General features: G+C 51.0%; 19 protein-coding genes. 3 read left to right on the top strand and 16 right to left on the bottom strand.

Annotated features, from left to right (window positions below):
* Window positions 1-49: 49 nt before the first annotated feature.
* The 5 genes from P9J64_04800 to P9J64_04820 form a co-directional block, all read right to left on the bottom strand.
* Window positions 50-631, bottom strand: coding sequence for a Maf family protein (locus P9J64_04800; GenBank protein MDG5467638.1), 582 nt, complete (start codon window positions 629-631; stop codon window positions 50-52).
* A 59-nt stretch (window positions 632-690) separates the two neighbouring features.
* The gene (locus tag P9J64_04805; GenBank protein ID MDG5467639.1) at window positions 691-1,059 is read right to left on the bottom strand and encodes a hypothetical protein; all 369 of its coding nucleotides are present in this window, start codon (window positions 1,057-1,059) and stop codon (window positions 691-693) included.
* 312 nt (window positions 1,060-1,371) lie between these two features.
* Entirely contained in the window at window positions 1,372-2,565 is a 1,194-nt protein-coding gene (locus tag P9J64_04810) for a YbfB/YjiJ family MFS transporter (protein ID MDG5467640.1), read from the bottom strand.
* Window positions 2,546-4,267: a single-stranded-DNA-specific exonuclease RecJ gene (gene recJ, locus P9J64_04815; GenBank protein MDG5467641.1), complete on the bottom strand. Its 1,722-nt coding sequence runs from the start codon at window positions 4,265-4,267 to the stop codon at window positions 2,546-2,548. Before recJ ends, P9J64_04810 begins: the two co-directional genes overlap by 20 nt.
* Entirely contained in the window at window positions 4,255-5,136 is an 882-nt protein-coding gene (locus P9J64_04820) for a NosD domain-containing protein (GenBank protein ID MDG5467642.1), read from the bottom strand. Before P9J64_04820 ends, recJ begins: the two co-directional genes overlap by 13 nt.
* Between P9J64_04820 and P9J64_04825 the strand changes: the two genes are divergently transcribed.
* The gene (locus P9J64_04825) at window positions 5,135-5,308 is read left to right on the top strand and encodes a hypothetical protein (protein MDG5467643.1); all 174 of its coding nucleotides are present in this window, start codon (window positions 5,135-5,137) and stop codon (window positions 5,306-5,308) included. The two genes, P9J64_04820 and P9J64_04825, sit on opposite strands and share 2 nt — an antisense overlap.
* 99 nt (window positions 5,309-5,407) lie before the next feature.
* Here the strand turns inward: P9J64_04825 and P9J64_04830 are convergent, their stop codons facing one another.
* The 7 genes from P9J64_04830 to P9J64_04860 form a co-directional block, all read right to left on the bottom strand.
* A complete protein-coding gene (locus P9J64_04830; GenBank protein ID MDG5467644.1) occupies window positions 5,408-5,977 on the bottom strand; it encodes a tetratricopeptide repeat protein in 570 nt (189 codons plus the stop codon).
* Window positions 5,974-6,906: a protein translocase subunit SecF gene (gene secF / locus P9J64_04835; GenBank protein MDG5467645.1), complete on the bottom strand. Its 933-nt coding sequence runs from the start codon at window positions 6,904-6,906 to the stop codon at window positions 5,974-5,976. Before secF ends, P9J64_04830 begins: the two co-directional genes overlap by 4 nt.
* 9 nt (window positions 6,907-6,915) lie before the next feature.
* The gene (gene secD, locus P9J64_04840) at window positions 6,916-8,514 is read right to left on the bottom strand and encodes a protein translocase subunit SecD (protein MDG5467646.1); all 1,599 of its coding nucleotides are present in this window, start codon (window positions 8,512-8,514) and stop codon (window positions 6,916-6,918) included.
* Between the two features lie 131 nt (window positions 8,515-8,645).
* Window positions 8,646-8,972, bottom strand: a complete 327-nt coding sequence (yajC, locus tag P9J64_04845) for a preprotein translocase subunit YajC (GenBank protein MDG5467647.1) — start codon at window positions 8,970-8,972, stop codon at window positions 8,646-8,648.
* 64 nt (window positions 8,973-9,036) lie between these two features.
* The gene (tgt, locus tag P9J64_04850; GenBank protein MDG5467648.1) at window positions 9,037-10,188 is read right to left on the bottom strand and encodes a tRNA guanosine(34) transglycosylase Tgt; all 1,152 of its coding nucleotides are present in this window, start codon (window positions 10,186-10,188) and stop codon (window positions 9,037-9,039) included.
* Window positions 10,189-10,263: 75 nt separating this feature from the next.
* Window positions 10,264-11,295 (bottom strand): tRNA preQ1(34) S-adenosylmethionine ribosyltransferase-isomerase QueA, encoded by a 1,032-nt coding sequence (gene queA / locus P9J64_04855; protein ID MDG5467649.1) that lies wholly within the window; start codon window positions 11,293-11,295, stop codon window positions 10,264-10,266.
* Window positions 11,296-11,339: 44 nt separating this feature from the next.
* Complete coding sequence (locus P9J64_04860) at window positions 11,340-11,531, bottom strand: DUF2065 domain-containing protein (GenBank protein ID MDG5467650.1); 192 nt, start codon at window positions 11,529-11,531, stop codon at window positions 11,340-11,342.
* Window positions 11,532-11,818: 287 nt separating this feature from the next.
* Here P9J64_04860 and P9J64_04865 point away from each other — a divergent pair, with 287 nt between their 5' ends.
* Window positions 11,819-13,858, top strand: coding sequence for an HD domain-containing phosphohydrolase (locus P9J64_04865; protein ID MDG5467651.1), 2,040 nt, complete (start codon window positions 11,819-11,821; stop codon window positions 13,856-13,858).
* Window positions 13,859-13,870: 12 nt separating this feature from the next.
* A complete protein-coding gene (locus tag P9J64_04870) occupies window positions 13,871-16,072 on the top strand; it encodes a diguanylate cyclase (protein MDG5467652.1) in 2,202 nt (733 codons plus the stop codon).
* Window positions 16,073-16,205: 133 nt separating this feature from the next.
* On the opposite strand, the gene argC is transcribed toward P9J64_04870, so the two are convergent.
* From argC to P9J64_04890, 4 genes are all read right to left on the bottom strand, one after another.
* A complete protein-coding gene (argC, locus tag P9J64_04875) occupies window positions 16,206-17,243 on the bottom strand; it encodes an N-acetyl-gamma-glutamyl-phosphate reductase (GenBank protein MDG5467653.1) in 1,038 nt (345 codons plus the stop codon).
* 120 nt (window positions 17,244-17,363) lie between these two features.
* Window positions 17,364-17,756 carry a 30S ribosomal protein S9 gene (gene rpsI, locus P9J64_04880; GenBank protein MDG5467654.1) on the bottom strand — a complete coding sequence of 131 codons (393 nt, stop codon included), beginning with the start codon at window positions 17,754-17,756 and terminating at the stop codon, window positions 17,364-17,366.
* 22 nt (window positions 17,757-17,778) lie between these two features.
* Window positions 17,779-18,207: a 50S ribosomal protein L13 gene (rplM, locus tag P9J64_04885; GenBank protein ID MDG5467655.1), complete on the bottom strand. Its 429-nt coding sequence runs from the start codon at window positions 18,205-18,207 to the stop codon at window positions 17,779-17,781.
* Between the two features lie 141 nt (window positions 18,208-18,348).
* Window positions 18,349-19,416: a M42 family metallopeptidase gene (locus P9J64_04890; GenBank protein MDG5467656.1), complete on the bottom strand. Its 1,068-nt coding sequence runs from the start codon at window positions 19,414-19,416 to the stop codon at window positions 18,349-18,351.
* Between the last annotated feature and the right edge of the window lie 2 nt (window positions 19,417-19,418).

Consider the following 19,418-nt stretch of genomic DNA (forward strand, 5'->3'; position numbering starts at 1 on the left):
CAATCACTGATAAACGTGGCGCTTCTGAATTTCTCATAAAATTCTTAGGTTAAAGGACCTCTACATCAAACCGACTCAACATATTAACCAGCAAAATCAAAGGCAAACCAATCAAACTTGTATAGTCATTACCAGCCATCTGATCCATCAGAGCTATCCCCAGCCCTTCTATTTTGAAGGAACCCGCGCAATCAATCGGGTTCTCCTTGGTCACATAGTGCTTGATCTGTTCTTCAGTCAGCTTCCGCATTGAAACGGTAAATGTGTCGAACTCCATCAAGCTGTCGCCGCTGGCACTGTCATAGATCGCCAGGCCTGTATAAAACGTATGTTTTCGCCCCTGCATTTCCATCAACTGCTCAATCGCCTTTTCGGCCGTCCCGGGCTTACCAAGGACGCGATGCCGTGCATCCACAAAGACCTGGTCTGAGCCGATGATCAGGGCATTATCATAATTTGCGGCAATACTCTTCGCCTTCTGCAAGGCCTGATGTTTAACCAGCAACTCTGCTGAAACGCTTGCGTCCATCTTTTCCTTGTACAGAGGAGCAGCGACATGAAAGTTGAGTTCCAGTTGACGCATCAACTGCAGGCGATAGGGGCTGGTTGAAGCAAGGACTAAGGTGCGCATGAATACCTTCCGGGAAAAGTGTGTGCCCCTTTTTACCTCAACCGGTCATCGCAATGCAATCATCCGCTGCAGCTCTTCCATAGAGGTAAAGACTCAGCAACACCGTTACCCAGACAAGGGAAAGAGTGACTATGGGGCTGACTCGGTCGCGATTGAAATAATGGCATCTCACGAACCGAATCAAGCAGAGCCCTTTCCAGAACCTCAGCACTGCATCGATCCATAAATTCACTGAAGCCAGAGCCGCCAAGCCAGGCATCTGCGAAGGTCACACAATCGCTACTGCCGATCTCAACGAGGACTTCACCTTCGTACGAGCCATCTCCGAGTGTGCCACAGAAGCGCATTCCACGGCCTTGTCGTTCTGCTGCGTGGATATCAAAATAGATGGCGCTGCCGTTGTCTTGTGTCGTACCTATGTAGATCATATGATCCTCCCTTTGGGTTTGATTTTATCTTAACAGAGGGAACGACAGAATATGTCACAGAGCGTTTGCTGCAGGAATCTGTGGAGTTAATACAAAGAAAGGATTTAACGCATAGACGCAAAGAACGCAGAGAAAAAACTTAAAATTAAAAAATCCAATTCTGATATTTAAACTCAGCGTCTACGAGCCTTTGCGTCAGCAAACCGCTTGAGCTTTCCGATTCATTCTTACAAGCTTTCACTTTGCGTCTTGTCCTGATTCTCTTTGCTCCTTTGCGTTACGTCTTTGCGTTACGCTTTTGCAGCAGTGTCATCACCGAACCACCTGAAAACGCTTGTCCAAAGCAATAAAAATTCCACCCAGGATGACACAAGCAGCTGCCAGCATTAATGGCAAGGCAAAACCCTGCTGCAGATCTGCCAGGATACCGGCAAGGACAGGGCCAAGCACCTGGCCAACACCAAAGCTTGCAGTCAGAAACGCGGCAGCGCGGCCCCCTTCCCCCCGCATGCGCTGATTGCCTTCGGCCAGAGTCATTGCGACGATCCCCATGAAGGTTCCCCCAAAGGAGATGGCGGCAAACACGACTTCGAAGACAGTGTCGGCATGGATACTGACCAGGATACCGGCAGCCTGGAGAGCGTAGGCGGACAGCAGAGCACGCTGACTGCCAATATGGCGGGCAAGGTAAGGCCAGAAGAGTGTTGAAGGGACGGCAGCCAGACCAACCGCAACCCAGCTGTAGGGGGCAAAGCTTTCGAGCCCGGGGGTTACGGTAATAATGGCGACAATAAAGGTGGCCGTGACGATATAGCCAAGACCTTCAAAGAAATAGGCAACAGCGAGCAGACGCACCACACGCAAACTTCCGGAGCGTTCCGACTTATTGATCGTCAGCGACTGAACAAGGTCGCGTCTTCGACCGAGGAGAATACCGAAAACAGCCAAGACCGACGCTATCACGCCCATGCCTATCCAGGAGAAACTCCAACCTCCAATCAGATCAAGTTGCGGAACGATCAAGCCGCTGATCGCGATACCAAAACCGACACCAGCGTATAATGCGCCGACCCAGTGACCGTAGCCGCGCCGGGTCAAAGCTTCACCAACTTCTGCGGAAATAACGATAAAAAGAATCGCGCTGGCCCAACCACCGACCAGGCGCATCGTGCCCCACCAGAAAGCGGAGACGGTCAAGCCCATGAAGAGTGTCGTGACAAGACTCAGCAGCAAAGCACTGCCGGTCACGAATCGAGAGCGCAGGATTTGAGGAGAGATGGAACAAAGAACAGCCCCAGCAAGATAGCCAAGATAATTGAGTCCCGCGAGCCATCCCGCCACGGTGTTGCTCATGGCAAGGTCACGTTGCATCAGCGGCAGAATCGGAGTAAAGGCAAAACGCCCTATCCCCATGGCGACGACCAGGCCAAGCATTCCCCCGACAAGGATATAGAGAACGCTTCTTTCATTCTGCCTGGCTTCGTTATTATTGGGCCGGTCTGACATCCTTGATCCTCAGTTGTACTGATTCACGACCATTATAACGATTGATCTGCGGCGAAACCAACAGGTCAACCGCTCCCTGAAATTCTTCACGACGATCGAGCATGCCGAAAGCAATCGCCGGATGGCTGAAGGCTCCCTGACATGCAGTGAAACGCAAATGTGTATCCCCCACAGGCTTAACCTGCATGGCATGCACGGACTCTACAACCAGAACAGGTTCAGGGTTGCCCATCCCGAAGGGAGCCAGTCCTTCCAGTTGTCGCAGAACGTCCAGATCCATCTCCTCGAGCAGGACAACACCATCGTGATAAAGCTTAGGCTGCAAATCATCTTCAGAAAGAACGGATCGCGCGTGTGCTTCAAATTCGGCCGCGAAAGCCGGCAGCTGATCGGCAACAACACTCAGACCGGCAGCCATTTCGTGACCACCGAAAGCAAGCAGGTAGTCCGCGCAGCTCTGCAAGCCATGGTAGAGGTTGAACCCACGGATCGAACGACATGAGCCTTTGCCTGTTGCGTCATCCAATGCAATCAGAACCGTTGGCCGTGAGTAACGATCGACCAGCCGGCTGGCAACGATGCCAATAACCCCGGAATGCCAGCCCTCGCCACCGAGCACGATAGAGTGCGTGTGAGCAGCGCCAAGTTTTGCAACGGCTCTTTCAGCCTCTTGCAAGGTTTCTTTTTCTATAACCCTGCGTTCTCGATTACATTGATCGAGATACCGCGCGGTATGCAGGCCACGCACCATATCCTTTTCAAGAAGCAGTTCCACACCTAGCCCGGCGTCTTCCATACGCCCGGCAGCATTCAGGCGGGGTGCCATCTGAAAACCGACCACACCGCAGCTAACCTCTTTGACGCCAGCCACCTGTTTGAGAGCCCTGACACCGACGCGTTCACCTTTTTCCAACAAAGCCAAGCCATGCCTGGTTAAAGTCCGGTTGATCCCCTTAAGCGGAACCAGGTCGGCAATGGTTCCCAGCGCCACCAGGTCGAGGGAATTTCGCAGATCTGGCTCAGAGCGTTGCTTGAACCAGCCGGAGTCACGTAATTTTTTACGCAGTGCGACGAGAAGGAAAAATGCGACGCCAACCCCGGCTAAATACGGGAAGGGAAAGCTGGAGTCGCTACGTTGAGGATTAATAACAGAGAAAGCTTCTGGTAGCTCATCGGGAGGCTGGTGGTGATCGGTAATAATCAGATCAATACCGCACTCTTTGGCCAGTGAGGCCTCGGCATGGGCGGTAACGCCGCAATCAACCGAAACGACGACGGTCACGCCTTCATCCGCTGCTTTCTGCATGGCTTCTGCAGAAAGGCCATAACCATCACGCAGCCGCAAGGGGATGTGATATTCAACCTGCTCACAACCCATTGAAGCCAGGCCATCCAGCAGTAAAACGGTTCCGGTAATACCATCAACATCGTAATCACCGTGAATAGCGATTTTCTCACCCTGGGCCAGAGCCAACTGAAGGCGGTCGACCGCAGCAGCCATGTCCGGGAGAAGAAAAGGATCAGGCAAATCAGCGAGACGGGTGTTGAGGAAGTCACGAGCAACATTCAGAGAAGGCTCACGACTGGCAAGGATACGGGCAATCAGCTGTGAGAGCTTGAATTCGACTGCAAAATCGTTGAGCGCATTGAGGTCAGGTTGTTCGTTACGAGGCAGCCAGAGGCGTTCGATTACGGGATCCATGACAGACCCGCCTGGCTGGAAGGAGTTGTCCTTTGCGGCTCAAAGACCACCTTGCCGAGGTAAGGGCTTCGATGACCATCGTAGAAACTATCGACAAGCGTTGAGGGGGTCTCTCTGATCCAGTAGTTACGCAGCAAGCTCACGTCTTCAGGGACTTCTTCGCCGAACACCACATTGTACTCAAAAGGACTTCCAAAGGTGTTGTTCTCTATATGGTAATCACGGGGATGGGAGGTCACAAAAAGGTTGACAGCATTGTCGGCAAATTCGTTCTCACAAATAACCGGCGAGCCAAGATGAAAGCGGACAGCGGTATGATTGTTTCGCAACAGATTGTGCTCGATCAAAATTTCAGAGGCATTGAAACGAATACCGACCAGGTTGTCTTCAAAAATTGACTGCTCAATATAAACCTGAGAGTCCCAGCTATGCACAGCGCTATCGGCCTGCCTGAAAACACAGTATTCAAAGATAGCTTCAGGGCTGCCGACCAGATTGATGGCGCCCCAGAAACCTGCGGCCGCGGAAGAATCAACAGCTTCGAAAAAGATTGGGTTCTCAGCCGTACCCACAGCAAGCACCTGCCCTTTTATGATCAGCTCGTTGCCAGGAAAATGGGGGTGTTCAATCCAGCCGCCGCCATCGGCTTCAGCAGGCAGGAAACGTACCCGGGTGCCGGGAAGAATTGTCAGCCTAACATCCTCTTCAAGGACCACATCTTCGGCAACATAGACCTCTCCCTGCCAGACATGCTCACCGTGCAAAACGCCACGAATCGTCTGATCTTTTCCGGACAGACAACCCACCATAAGAAGGCATAGCCCACCAAGCAGAAGATAACATTTGAGTGTGAGAAAAGAGCAGGACATGAATGACATCCTTAACAAAAACCACGTAAAACGGATGGATCTTGTTGCCATGGGATCAAAACAAAACTTTAACGCAATGACGCCAGGAGAATCCAGACAGGACGCCAAGGAAATTCCAGCAAGAGAATATAGTGTGACCGGAAGTCTCTGCGCCTTTGCGGCTTTGCGTTAAAAAAGAGCTTAAAGCTTCTTGAAAGCCAAAAAGCAGGCTAACAACAGTATGCAAAAAAAATCGGGCCGGTAGCAAGCTCCGGCCCGATGATCATGTTTATTACTTCTCAACCTGTGGATGACTTCTCAAAAACTCAAGATCCTGTCGAACCCGATCTGAGCCAGGCCCGGTCGGACTGATTTCAAGGAACTTCGTCCACGCCTCCTCGGCTTTTGGAAAGTCCTGAAGATCATAGCGATAAACAATGCCAAGGTTATATACGCTCGTAGCGTGAGACGGGTCAACCTGATTGGCTTTGGTGAAGTTGCCAATAGCCCGATCAAACCAGCCCAAACGCTTGAACATAACACCCTGATCAGTGAGAACATTCGGTGAATCCGGTTTGATGGCAAGAGCCTTGTCATAGGCCTCAATCGCATCCATAAACTGGTTGCTATCAAAATATTCGTTGCCAAGTGCAACCCAGGCCTGAAAGTTGGTCGGGTCGTTAGCAACAATATTTTTCAATTCACCGAGTTTCTGTTGCAGATTAACCGTTGGCATAGGACCGGTCGGAGCCCCCGCAGGAGCCAAAGTCTTTGTCCCGGAATCGTTCTGCCCAAACATCAAACCGATAATGAAGCCGGCAACCAAGGTGACAACAACAATAAGCAGAGTTTCTTTTTTCATCGAGCACCCCCTTCTGCAGCAACCTTCTTCTGACCACCAGAACGATAATCATCCCAGAAGATCAAAACCGGGCTGGCAACAAAGATCGAGGAGTAAGTACCGACCAGAATACCGATAAGCAGGGCAAACGCAAAATTGTGAATAACGCCACCGCCGAACACAAAGAGCGCAAGAACAACCAGCATGGTCGTTCCTGAAGTCAGGATGGTTCTCGACAGGGTCTCATTAATGGAGCTGTTAACAACCGCAGTGAAACCCTTCTTCTGGTGCTTGCCATAATTTTCCCGAATCCGGTCATAAACAATGATCGTATCGTTCAGGGAATAACCGATAATCGCCAGGAATGCTGCAATAATAGGCAGGTCAATTTCCCGACCGCTGAGCGAGAAGGCACCCAGGGTAATCAGTACGTCGTGCAACAGAGCGATAATGGCACCGACCGCAAAACGCAGTTCAAAACGCCAGGAGATATAGATCAGAATCCCGATCATCGCATAGAGGATCGACAGCAAACCTTTCTGACGCAAGTCCTTCCCGACCTGGGGACCAACCATTTCAACCCGGCGGATATCGACTTTCCCGGCACCGTAGCTCGACTCCAGGCTTCCGGAGATCAGCTTGGAGAGTTCTTTGTTATTGGCGTTCTCCTGGACACGAACCAGGTACTCATTGGCATCATCGCCAAAATGTTGGACGACGACCGAGCCGAGGTCCAGGGTCGACAAGCTGTCCTTGATCTTGCCCGCATCAGTGTTTTCAGCGAATTTGACCTGAACCAGGGTTCCACCGACAAAATCGATGCCGTAATTCGGGCCACCATTAATGACCAGGGATGCCAGTCCGAGCAGGATAACAACGCCAGAGATGATCATGGCCAGTTTCCGCTTACCGACAAAATCGATATTTATATCATGCTTGATAATCTGCATTGAGAGCTCCTAGATACTCAGGCGATCAACTTTACAGCGCGACAGGTAAAGATCGAAAATCAGTCGCGAAACCACAACTGCGGTAAAGAGTGATGAAATGATGCCGACCGACAAAGTGACGGCAAAACCTTTAACCGGACCGGTGCCGAACTGGAACAGGACCAGTGCAGCAATCAGGGTTGTTACATTGGCATCGATAATCGTCAGCTTCGCTTTTTCGAAACCGGCTTCCAGAGCAGCACGGGGTGTTCTACCCAGACGCAGCTCTTCCCGGATCCGCTCGAAAATAAGGACATTGGCATCAACCGCCATACCGACGGTCAAAACGATACCGGCGATACCGGGCAGCGTCAGGGTTGCACCAAAGATCGACAACATGGCCATGATGAACACAAGATTCAACATCAGGACGGTATTGGCAACGAGACCGGAGAATTTGTAATAAATCAACATGGCGACGACGACCAGCACGAAGCCGATCAGAACCGAGCGCATGCCCTGATCGATTGAATCCTGACCCAAAGACGGTCCGACGGTGCGGTTTTCAAGGATGTCAACCGGCGCAGGCAAGGAGCCTGCGCGCAGAACGATTGCCAGATCCGTGGCTTCCTGCTCGGTGAAGCTGCCGCTGACCTGAGCACTGCCACCGGAAATCCGCTCGCGGATAACTGGCGCGGAATAAACCGTGTCGTCCAGGACGATCGCCATTCGTTTGCCGACATTGGCACCGGTAATCTGATCAAAGCGTTTCGCGCCAACCGAGTTAAAGTCGATAGCAACATAAGGATCGTTGAAGCGGGTGTCGATACGAACCTGGGCATTGGAGAGAAGGTCACCTGTTAGAACCGTTTTGTCCTCGACGACGAGAGGGCTCTCGGAAACCGCTCCAGAGCGGGGATCAACCCGACGCTCATAAAGGAGTTGGCCACCGGAAGGCAGGTTCCCTGCAATAGCGTCCTGCGGGTTGGCATCTTCCATAACCATCTTAAATTCAAGACGCGCCGTTTTACCGAGCAGATCGATGGCGCGTTGAGGGTCCTTGACGCCAGGCAACTGAATCAGGATGCGATTGCCTTCCTGGCGTTGCAGGGTAGGCTCACTCACACCAAACTGGTCAACACGATTGCGTAGCGTTTCAAGGGCCTGGCGAACAGCGTACTCGCGAACCGCCTCGATTTCATTGTCGCTCAAACGATAATTCTTCTGGATATAAGCACCTTCGGCCGTCAGCGTCATCGCTTCGAGATTCGGGAAATTTTCGGCCATGATCGTATCGGCCTGCTCTCCAGCTTCTTCATCGTAAACGGTGACAATGATGCGCTCTCCGGAAGATCGATCGATCCTCTTGAAGATCACGTCCTTTTCACGCAACAGGTCTTCCGACTGATCGACAATCGTATCGAGACGACTTTCAACCGCTTTATCGACATCAACACCGAGAACCAGGTGCATGCCACCTTGCAGGTCAAGACCGAGGTGAATCGGGTCAAAAGTCTTGCGCCACCAGTCCGGCAAATCACTACCGAAGAGCGTCGGTCCGAGCGAGACAAGGGCCAGGATGAGGCAGCCCAGAACCAGGCCGGTCCGAATCTTGAGGCTATTGGACATTCTGTTGCATCTCCTTTCAACCGGTCCGCGAAAAGCAGACCGCCATACGTCTAAATTAGAGTGCCTGGAGAAAGTCTGATCCGAAAATATCGGAATTCGATCCTTCAGACAGACGCTTTATGAATTGACAGCTATTCTTCCAGGCTATCTGTCTTGGTGCCAACGACAGAGCTGCGGTTGATTTTAATACGAACATTGCTGGCAACTTCGAGGGTCACTATATCTTCCTGAACAGCCACAACTTTACCGTGAATACCACCGGCGGAAACAATCTGATCGCCAGCTTTCAAACTTTGTACCAGTTCTTTGTGCTGTTTGGCGCGCTTCTGTTGCGGACGGATCAGCAACAAGTAAAAGATTGCAAACATGATGACCAGCATCACAATCCCTTCCATACCGGACCCTCCAGCTTGTTGTTCAGCGCCACCTGCCATTGCATATGCGTTTGTTGCGAACATGTTTTTCCTCCTGATATTAGTTAGTTATATTTTTTCAAGTAGTCATACTGAACCGGTGCAAGCCTTAAGCTTCACCGGTTGGTATACGTTTTCGATAGAAATCTTCACGAAATATTTTAAAGGTGCCTTCACTGATGGCATCTCTCATCCTCTTCATGAGGTGCAGATAGTAATACAGATTGTGGGTAGTATTCAATACCGATGAGAGGATTTCGTTACTTTGATACAAATGACGTAAATATGCACGACTATAGTTGCGACAGACATAGCAGGAGCATTCCGGATCGATCGGCATTTCATCTTCGATAAAACGGGCCTGTTTGATGCTGAGTTTACCGAAGCTGGTAAAGAGAACACCGTTGCGGGCATTACGTGTCGGCATGACACAATCGAACATGTCAGCGCCACGGGAAACGGCTTCAACAAGATTTTCCGGGGTACCGACACCCATCACGTAGCGGGGATGATCTTTGGGCAGCAAAGGCAATGACCAGTCCATGACCTGATACATGACTTCTGCAGGTTCACCAACGGAAAGCCCGCCAAGGGCATAGCCGTCAAAACCGATTTCAAGTAGCCCTTCAACACTCTTCTGCCGTAAGTCCTCTTCCATCCCACCCTGAACGATACCGAAGAGAGCAGCGCTCTCATCCGTACGAGCGTCTTTACAACGAGCCGCCCAACGCGTTGAGCGGGCTGTCGAAGTACATATATACTCTCGCGTCGACGGGTGCGGAATACATTCATCGAAGACCATCATGATATCTGAACCGAGGGCTTCCTGAATGGCAATCGAGAGCTCGGGAGTCAAGATGTGTTTGCTGCCATCAAGATGGGACTGGAAACGGACCCCGTCCTCATCGATTTTACGTAGATCTCCCAAACTGAAAACCTGAAAACCGCCGCTGTCGGTGAGAATCGGCCGATCCCAGTTCATGAATTTATGCAGGCCACCGAAGCGAGCCATCCGCTCATGACCAGGACGCAGGTAAAGGTGATAGGTGTTGCCCAGGATAATCTGCGAGCCGATCTCCTTAAGCTGCTCGGGCATCATCCCTTTGACTGTACCCTGCGTACCCACCGGCATGAAGGCCGGTGTTTCAACAGCGCCTCTACGCGTATGAATAGTACCGCGGCGAGCCCGGGTCTCCGAACACTCTTTTAAAAGGTCAAAGGTCATCGGCCCTTTATGTAAATTTTTATTTAAAGAACTCATCAATTTCTACTATACGATCCATTTTTAAACAGTATTACGCTTTCCCCGTACCCGCACCTCGTCCCACGCTTTAAACTATTCAATCAACATGCAATCGCCATAGCTGAAGAACCGGTACTCTTGTTCGACAGCTTCCTGATAAGCCTTGAGAATAAAATCCTTACCGGCAAAAGCAGACACCAGTACGAGCAGCGTCGACTTAGGTAGATGAAAGTTGGTTATCAGTGCATCGATCAGGCGGAACTGAAAACCTGGTCTGATAAAAAGAGCCGTTTCACCCTGCCCGGCCTGCAATAACCCGTTATCATCGATCGCGTGCTCCAGTGTTCTCGTCACAGTGGTGCCCAGGGCAATGATCCGTCGCCCGTCTGCGCGCGCCTTGTTTATTTGCTGCGCGGCCTCTTCTGTGACTTCGTAGGCTTCCGAATGCATGCGATGGTCATCCAGATTCTCTGCGCGAACCGGCAGAAAAGTTCCCGGGCCCACATGAAGCGTGATGCTGCAGACATCTATATTGCGCTTGGCAAGAGCAGTAAAAGTCTCTTCAGTAAAATGCAACCCTGCCGTCGGCGCGGCAATGGCTCCCGGTTTGTTTGCAAACACGGTCTGATAACGGTCTTTGTCCTGCTCATGATCCTCGCGGCGGATATAGGGAGGCAACGGCATATGACCGACACGCTCAAGCGTTTCAAAAAAATTGTTGGACGGGGCAAAACGTACTAGGCGGTGACCGTCTTCAACAGCTTCAACGACTTCACCGTAGACGCCCACAGAGAAATCAAGCCTGGCGCCAATCCGGACCGGCTTTGAGCTGCGCGTCATGCAGCGCCAGATGTTCTGCACAGGATCACACTGTTTCACCAGCAAGAGCTCGATCTGCCCTCCACTTTCTTTCTTACCCAGCAATCGCGCCGGTATGACCCGGGTTTCATTACGAACCAGGAGATCACCATCGCGTAAGAGTTCGGGAAGCTCGGTGAAACAACGGTGGCCAATTTGCTGAGAGGACCTGTCCAGGGACAAAAGTCGCGAAGCAGAACGATCGCCAAGAGGGTTTTGAGCTATTAGATGTTGCGGGAGCTCAAAATCGTATTCACTCAGCTGCATAGAAAATTTACGCTTGAACCAATATATTTATTCATATAAATTGATTAGCCTTTAACAAAGTAAACAAGTAACAAACCGGCCAGCATAAAAACCAGGCCGACAACACGCAGAGCTTTATCGTTCAGCTGTGAGAGTTCACTCAGCATACGCTTGGTTCCCTTTGGCGAGAGAAACCACGGCATACCTTCTACGATCAGAACTACACCGAGAACAACGATAAGAGCTTCAGGCAACATGAGAGAAAGATAACATCCTTACACAAGAGTTCTGGTCTGCTTATTGCAAAATAAAATTTCGTTATAAGGCTCGCGAGCCCAGTAACAGAACAGAAATGATGATTTTCAGAAGTGGCAAACCCTGCGATCGTATAGCGATGTGAGAATAGAGTCAAGTCAAGACGTTTTTGACTGTAATTTTAACAGTTGTCTCGCTCCGTACGGTTGCGTCAAATAACGGCCCATTGGCGTTATGACGTATTTTAATTTAGAGGTTAGTACGAAGACAGGCGGCAAATAATTCATTCATGAACTCTCTTAAGATAAAATTCCTCGGCTTGTGTTGTATCATTCTGATGGTCGCCATTGGTCTGACAACCTGGTACAACCTGAAAACGCAGAAAGCCATGCTCAGCAAACTGGCGTCAGAACATGGCCGCATGCTGACAGAAACAATCCGCAACAGTATCATTACGGACATGGCCAACGGTAAGAACGACCAGGTTGGCCACATTCTCGGTAAAATCAACAATGAGCCGGCCATAAATAGCGTACGGATCTTTGATGAATCCGGACGTATCCTGATGGCCGCCCTGCCGGAAGAGATAGGCGAACTGGTTTCAACCTCGGAACTGATGGCCTACCGAACAGGGAACTTCTCTTACGCAAGCACACTCTCCGGCCAGGACCACTTCAACTCCTTGGTCCCTATCTATAATGCGCAGGAGTGCTATGGGTGCCACGACGAGAACCTCAAGGTTCTTGGCATCCTCAACCTGCAACTCTCCCTGAACACTTTGGCAAACATGCAGAGCAGTGGACGAAACGCAACCATGGTCGCCTCCGGCGTCATGTTGGTCATACTGGTTCTGACCATTACTGCGTTTCTCCTGATCTACGTTGACGCCCCGATTCGCAAGCTGGTCACCGCCATGGACCTTGTTGAGCAGGGCGAATTCGAACAGGCACACACTGTCGTCAGCAGTTCCGACGAAATGACGCTACTCTCTTCCAAGTTCAACTACATGGTGCAGCGGCTGAGGGAGCTTGTAGAAAAAACAGTGAATAACGAGCGTGAGCTTGCAGTCAACCAAGAAAAACTGGCTCACAACGAAGAAATCCATGCAATGAACATGACCCTTGAGGATCGCCTCAAGGAGATTGAGTATCTCAACATCAACCTCGAGGAACGTATCGAGGAGATCGAGGAAGCCAACTACAAGATTGCCGACCTCGCCAGCGAACTCGAAGAGAAGAACATTGGACTAACCCAGGCGGTGGAACGTTTACAGGCGCTTTACAAAATGGGCTTGGCCGTTAACGCCACCATGGATCTCGACAAGCTCCTGAACCTTCTCAGCCAGAAGAGCTTGGAGACCATGAAAGCCCAGATCGGCTACATTCTCATGTTGAACGAGAAGAGTGGCAACCTGGTCGTTGGTGGCGGAGCAGGCCTCAGTGACGAGTTCGATCGTCAACTGGAGGTCCCCCTGAAACCTGGTGGTGTCTCCTATTGGGTCATGAACAACAATGAGCCCAAGCTAGTAAAAGATGTTGACAAAGCCCGTGAGTTCAGCAAGATGAGCCGGCTCGGCTTTATCCGAGAGTCCGTTCTTTGCGCGCCATTAAACGATAAAGAGAAAGTCATCGGCACGATCACCATCGCCAACCCGGTTGATGGCACAGAATTCAACAACTCTGACCTCGAACTTCTCTCGACCATTGCAGCCCAGGCCAGTATCGCCATCCGTAACGCCCGACTCTATGAAGAGCAGGAGACCACGTACCTCAATACAGTTCAGGCGCTCGTCTCGGCCATCGAGGCGAGTGACGCTTACACTCGTGGCCATTCCGAGCGCGTCACACGCTTCAGTGTCTCTCTGGCGAAGAAGATGGGGATGGAAGGCGACGCCCTCAAGCAACTCGAGCAAGCTGCGATCCTGCACGATATTGGCAAAATAGGCATCGATGTCAACCTCCTCCACAAGAAGGAGAAGTTGACCCCTGCGGACATCGACGTTCTCAAGTTGCACCCCTCCATCGGCGTGCGCATACTTGAGCCGATCAGCTTCCTTGGTACAGTTCGCGAGATTATTGAGCAGCACCACGAACGCTATGATGGTAACGGTTACCCGAATGGCCTGACTGGTGAGAACTGGCGCCTGGAAGGAAAGATCCTGGCTGTCTGTGACACCTATGACGCCATGACCTCTGACAGACCCTACCGTAAAGCTCTCTCTCACGAGATTGCCATACAGGAGATACGCGACCATTCCGGCACCCAATTTGACCCTGAAGTCGCTACATCCTTTGTTGAGCTATTCAACGACGGGCAACTTCCTCATTAATCAAAGAGTCCTATGAAAGCAGCCTCTCCTTCCACAGCTTCAGAGCAGTCAAGGCGCTTTCGTTCCCTGCGCAGAAAAGTCTTTTTACCGTTCCTGTTCCTTATTGTGGCCTTAACTGCTGCGGCAATCTATGGGTCCATTCATCTGGCAGAGCATTCATTTCAAAATAGCGCCGACGAACGTCTGGCGGCCACCAAGGAAGTGCTGTATCGGGAGTTCAAGAAGCATGAGAGCATCCTGCAGACCTATGCTGTTATCATGCAGCAGTTCCAGTCTCTTTCCGAAAGATTTCACAATGAAGCCGAATTTGGCATCTTGCAGGACCGCCTTTTCAACACACTTGAAAAATCCAACATCGTAACCACCTTTTACCCAGCCGACATCCGGGGGCTCATTCAACAAGAAAGCCTTGTCGCACTCTTCGACCAGGTCCGCCGTAGCGGACAGCCTCGCTTTCGCTACAGCAATGAATTCGGTACAGTCCCTGTTCTCATGGTTGCGGCACCCATCTACACGGGTAACGATCTGAGCAGGATTCTCCTGCTGCAGACGTCCATGGGTGAAACTTTCTTGAGGAGTGTAACGTCTGCTCTAAACGTCACTGCAGCGCTGATGACACCTGAGGGCAAAACCATTGTTAAAAGTAACCCTGCGTTTACCGACGTCGCCCTGAGCCCGGCCCAGATCAACCTGATTGGTAGCGGTCAACCACTTTTCCTCAATCACGACATTGGCACGGAGCCGGAGCGACATCTCTTCGCCATGATCCCTCTGGGCAGAAGTGACAGGATCATTCTTTCCCTCGAAGCCTCCCTGAAATCAACAACCGAGAGGCAGTCAGAAACCATCTTGCGTATGATCCTGGTCATGAGTGCTGTCATCATCCTCGGCACTATTTTTTACTTTAGAAGAATCAGCCAGGTCACAAAGCCGGCAATAGAGTTACTCAACGCGACCGAGGCAATTAGTTGCGGTAATCTGTCCTACCGGATTATGGATGTCGGTGATGATGAGTTAGGGCAGATCGCGACGTCCTTTAATAAGATGGCAGAAGACCTTGAAAGCTCCTACCAGGAACGCGCCAGCCAGGATATTGCCGCCGCCATTGCTCAGGAAGAACAGAAGATGCAGCTGGTTTTGGAAAAGAAACAACGTGAGCGCGACAAAATCAACGATGAGTTAAACATTCTGCAACGCGAAACGAACGCCCTCTACCAGCTGAACCAGGCGATGACAGCATCAATTGAACTGAGCGTTATGTTCGATCGCATTCTACAGGTTCTCAATGAAAAGCTCTCTTGTGACCATATCGTACTGCTGAACCACAACCCCGGTGAAAGTGTCCTTGAAGTTGTACGCACGTCAGGTCTTGAGACGGGCGTTCTAAGTAAGGTGCAGTTCACGTTTAGCCAAGGAATAACTGGAGAAGCAGCTCAAAGTCAACGGATGATTTATGTCAAGGACATCGATGAGGATGACCGGAACCTCAGTTACCATGGGCTGATTGCCACCCGTGGTTCGATGATTTCCGTGCCTCTGGTGATCAAGGGTCGGCTTGTTGGAGTCATCAACCTGCATAAAAAACTGAAGGATGGCTTCTCAGCATCAGAGCAAAGACTGGTACAGGCGATAGCCAACCAGACAGCGATGGCCGTTGACAATGCCCAACTCCAGGAGAAAAGCCGGGATCTGAGCAATACAGACGAGCTGACCGGTCTCTCCAATCGCAGGCATTTCCAGGAGATCCTCAAACGTGAAGTTGCCCAGGCGCGTCGCTTCAGCTCGAACTTCTCTGTCATCATGTGTGACATTGACGAATTCAAACAACATAAATCAACGCTCGGCAACATTCAGTCCGACGCCCTGCTCAGGCAGGTCGGCCAGGCGCTTTTGAAAAGCACCCGCAGTATTGACCTGGTCAGTCGTTTTGGTACCGACCAGTTCATTATCATGTTACCCAAGACCTCCAAGAAAGGCGCCTTTTGTGCAGCGGAAAAACTGCGCAAACACATCCTCGGAGAGGATTTCTCTGCCCACCTCCACTCAGATCTGGACTTCAAGGTGACGGTCTCTTTCGGTGTCACAGAATTTCCCGGTGACAGCAAAAACATATACGAGCTTCTGAATCTTGCAGATCGAGCGCTTTACGCCGCAAAGAAAGACGGCAGCAACTGTACGGTCGTCTGGGAGGGCACTGCTCCCGGACCTGAATAACAATTGACGCAGGACAAACTAAAGGCCACCTCATTGTAGTGAGGTGGCCTTTAGTTTGTTGTGAGCATTCAGTTCTCAGGCAGAGCAAAGACTTGCAAAAGACCTGTCACGATAAGTTCAATTCCGACACTCCTTACGGAAAGACGGGGGGAAGCAACAAGCCCCGCTCCTCAGGCAAAGAAAGCATAAGGTTCATATTTTGAATAGCCTGTCCTGCCGCACCTTTGACCAGGTTATCAATAGCGGCAAGAGCAATCACCCGCCCGGTCCGTTCATCGACAGACAAACCTATATCACAGTAGTTACTGCCACGTACCTGGGCAATATTGGGAAATTTTCCTTTTGGCAGCACCCTGACAAAACTCTCGGCAGCGTATTTTTCAAGATACACTTCATGTAATTCATCGAGCGACATCATGTCAGTCAAACTCGCGTAGCAGGTGCTCAGGATACCTCGATTCACAGGCAAGAGATGCGGGGTAAAACTGATCTTGACGCTCTCCCCTGCCAGCCGTGTCAGCGACTGTTCAATCTCGGGCGTATGGCGATGCCTTGGCAGGCTATAGGCTTTAAATCCCTCATTGACCTCACAGTAGAGAGTATCGACCTTGGCAGCACGACCGGCACCACTCGTACCGGATTTGCTATCCACGATAAGGGTTTTATGATCAATCAAACCCTTTTCGAGTAAAGGTGCCAATGCCAGAGCAACACTGGTCGGGTAACATCCAGGATTGGCAATCAGACGAGCCTCGGAAATCTTCGCACGAAACAGCTCAGGCAATCCATAAACTGCTTCATCAAGCAGTTCTCTGGCAGTATGCTCCTGGTACCATTCTTCGTAAACTTCGACATCAGCGATACGGAAGTCGGCCGAGAGATCAACAACCCTGCAACCGGCAGCCAACAATGCCGGGATCATCCCCATAGCTGTTTGGTGAGGGACCGCGGTAAAAACCAGAGCAGCACGGCCAGCAAGAGCAACCGGATCTACATCTTCGAAACACAGGTCAACAATCCCTTGTAAAGAAGGGAACACATCGCTGACCAACTGTCCGGCGTATTGTCTCGAGGTTACGCACACCAGTTCTGTATCGGGATGCAGAGAAAGCAACCTGAGCAGCTCGACGCCGGTGTAACCACTCGCACCAATAACAGCAACCCGATGCATATCAACTCCTTAAATTATTATCCACTCGCTGAATTATATATCACTCGAAACGGAAAAAGGGAAACCCGCAGGGTTTCCCTTTCAACCAAATACCCTATAGACCCTGAGGGCCGTAAAGCATTAACGCTTGGAGAACTGGAAGCTACGGCGTGCACCGCGTCGACCGTACTTCTTACGTTCCTTGATACGACTGTCGCGGGTAATGAAACCAGCCTTTTTCAGCGAATCACGCAGCTGCGGATCGATCTCGAGCAGAGCCTTGGTGATGCCATGTTTGATAGCTCCAGCCTGACCGGAAGGACCACCACCACAAACGTTAACGGAAATATCAAACTTACCGGTATTCTCGGTCAGTTCGAGAGGCTGACGCACAACCATTTTAGAGGTCGGGCGGCCGAAGTACTCGTCGATAGTCCGCTTGTTAATGATGATCTCACCTGTACCCGGCGTCATCCTGACACGGGCAATAGATGTTTTCCTTTTACCGGTGGCGTAAAATTTCTGTTCGGCCATCGTCTATTTCTCCTGAATTCCCTTAAACCTGAAGTTCTTTGGGTTGCTGTGCCTGATGCGGATGATCGGCACCGCAGTAGACTTTAAGTTTTTTAAACATCTGACGTCCGAGCTTGTTCTTTGGCAACATCCCTTTGACCGCTTTGCGGATCAGCTCTTCGGGTGTCTTCTCGAGCATTTTACCTGCAGAGATCGAAGTCAGGCCACCGGTGTAACCACTGTGGCGATGATACATCTTCTGGCTGAGTTTGTTACCGGTCAAACGCACCTTTTCTGCATTGAGAACAATGACAAAGTCACCTGTATCAACGCTCGGCGTATAAATGGCCTTGTGCTTGCCGCGCAGGACCTTGGCAATTTCTGTCGCCATACGGCCCAGAACTTTATCTTCCAGATCAACAACGTACCAGTCTTTCTGGAGATCTTCATTTTTTGCAACTGGAGTACTCATTACTATCCTCTCTAGATCAGTTCTGTAAGTTAACGGGGCTCACAGAAACTCGAAATTTAGTCAAAAGGCCTGATGATGTCAAGCTTTTTCTCCATTTAGATAACACTTAATTCAGGCCTGGCCACAGAGACCATCAATCGATTAATTCGGCACGAATGAATGGTCTTTGTTAATCCTGCTGCAAAGCGCTGACAACAGCTTGACTGCGCCCTCCAGGTCGACCCAATCAAGAACCTCGACCGGAGTGTGCATATAGCGCAGCGGGATGCTGATCAACGCCGTCGCGACACCACCATGCACCAACTGCATGACATTTGCGTCCGTTCCCGTAGCACGAGGGATGCCCATGATCTGGCAGGGGATATTTTCTTCCTCTGCCGTTTTTATGAGGAGATCGAAAAGCACCGGGTTGATATTAGGTCCACGCGCAATCACGGGGCCCTTACCGAGGCTCACCTCACCGAGGTCCTTATGGTCTGCACCGGGGTAATCGCTGGCAAAGCCGACTTCGACGGCAATACCAATATCAGGCTGTACGCCGTAAGCACTGGTTGCGCCGCCGCGCAAGCCAACCTCTTCCTGAACGGTTGAAACACCGTGCAGATCAACCGTCATACGATTCTGACGACGGACCTCCCTGAGCACCTGGGCAACAATGAAAGCGCCCATTTTGTCATCGAAGGCGCGTGATGTCAGTCGCGTGCCCTGCAAGCGCTCGACGCCGACACGAAAAGTGACTGGATCACCGATCGACACCAGCTTGACAGCCTCGTCTTTGCTGCTACAGCCGATATCGATAAACTGACTTTTAAAGGGGACGACCGTTTCCCGATCTTTGACCTCGATCTGGTGAATCGGTCTTTTACCAACAACACCGGCAATCGGACCGCCAGAGGTATGGACCGTAACCCGCTGTCCCGGAACCAGGTGCGCATCAACACCGCCGATCGGAGCAAAAAAAAGATAACCCTGTTCATCGACATATTTGACCATGAAGCCTATTTCATCACAGTGTCCCGCAAGCATCAAACGCGGGGCGCCTTGCGGGCCCTTAACATGCGCTACCACGTTACCCATCACATCGGTACGGACATCATCGGCAACATCAGCAAGAGCCTCACGAATGACCCGTTGAGCTGGTTGCTCAAAACCGGAAGGGCTCGGCGCTTCAATCAGCTCCTTGAAAAACTTAAAATCATTCTCATTCATTC

Source organism: Deltaproteobacteria bacterium IMCC39524, assembly GCA_029667085.1.
GTDB lineage: Bacteria > Desulfobacterota > Desulfuromonadia > Desulfuromonadales > BM103 > M0040.

What these genes read in the sequence shown, in the direction of transcription:
- P9J64_04800 (MDG5467638.1), bottom strand. Translation starts at nt 631, where the DNA reads ATGCGCACCTTAGTCCTTGCTTCAACCAGCCCCTATCGCCTGCAGTTG.
- P9J64_04805 (MDG5467639.1), bottom strand. Translation starts at nt 1,059, where the DNA reads ATGATCTACATAGGTACGACACAAGACAACGGCAGCGCCATCTATTTT.
- P9J64_04810 (MDG5467640.1), bottom strand. Translation starts at nt 2,565, where the DNA reads ATGTCAGACCGGCCCAATAATAACGAAGCCAGGCAGAATGAAAGAAGC.
- recJ (MDG5467641.1), bottom strand. Translation starts at nt 4,267, where the DNA reads ATGGATCCCGTAATCGAACGCCTCTGGCTGCCTCGTAACGAACAACCT.
- P9J64_04825 (MDG5467643.1), top strand. Translation starts at nt 5,135, where the DNA reads ATGAATGACATCCTTAACAAAAACCACGTAAAACGGATGGATCTTGTT.
- P9J64_04820 (MDG5467642.1), bottom strand. Translation starts at nt 5,136, where the DNA reads ATGTCCTGCTCTTTTCTCACACTCAAATGTTATCTTCTGCTTGGTGGG.
- P9J64_04830 (MDG5467644.1), bottom strand. Translation starts at nt 5,977, where the DNA reads ATGAAAAAAGAAACTCTGCTTATTGTTGTTGTCACCTTGGTTGCCGGC.
- secF (MDG5467645.1), bottom strand. Translation starts at nt 6,906, where the DNA reads ATGCAGATTATCAAGCATGATATAAATATCGATTTTGTCGGTAAGCGG.
- secD (MDG5467646.1), bottom strand. Translation starts at nt 8,514, where the DNA reads ATGTCCAATAGCCTCAAGATTCGGACCGGCCTGGTTCTGGGCTGCCTC.
- yajC (MDG5467647.1), bottom strand. Translation starts at nt 8,972, where the DNA reads ATGTTCGCAACAAACGCATATGCAATGGCAGGTGGCGCTGAACAACAA.
- tgt (MDG5467648.1), bottom strand. Translation starts at nt 10,188, where the DNA reads ATGAGTTCTTTAAATAAAAATTTACATAAAGGGCCGATGACCTTTGAC.
- queA (MDG5467649.1), bottom strand. Translation starts at nt 11,295, where the DNA reads ATGCAGCTGAGTGAATACGATTTTGAGCTCCCGCAACATCTAATAGCT.
- P9J64_04860 (MDG5467650.1), bottom strand. Translation starts at nt 11,531, where the DNA reads ATGTTGCCTGAAGCTCTTATCGTTGTTCTCGGTGTAGTTCTGATCGTA.
- P9J64_04865 (MDG5467651.1), top strand. Translation starts at nt 11,819, where the DNA reads ATGAACTCTCTTAAGATAAAATTCCTCGGCTTGTGTTGTATCATTCTG.
- P9J64_04870 (MDG5467652.1), top strand. Translation starts at nt 13,871, where the DNA reads ATGAAAGCAGCCTCTCCTTCCACAGCTTCAGAGCAGTCAAGGCGCTTT.
- argC (MDG5467653.1), bottom strand. Translation starts at nt 17,243, where the DNA reads ATGCATCGGGTTGCTGTTATTGGTGCGAGTGGTTACACCGGCGTCGAG.
- rpsI (MDG5467654.1), bottom strand. Translation starts at nt 17,756, where the DNA reads ATGGCCGAACAGAAATTTTACGCCACCGGTAAAAGGAAAACATCTATT.
- rplM (MDG5467655.1), bottom strand. Translation starts at nt 18,207, where the DNA reads ATGAGTACTCCAGTTGCAAAAAATGAAGATCTCCAGAAAGACTGGTAC.
- P9J64_04890 (MDG5467656.1), bottom strand. Translation starts at nt 19,416, where the DNA reads ATGAATGAGAATGATTTTAAGTTTTTCAAGGAGCTGATTGAAGCGCCG.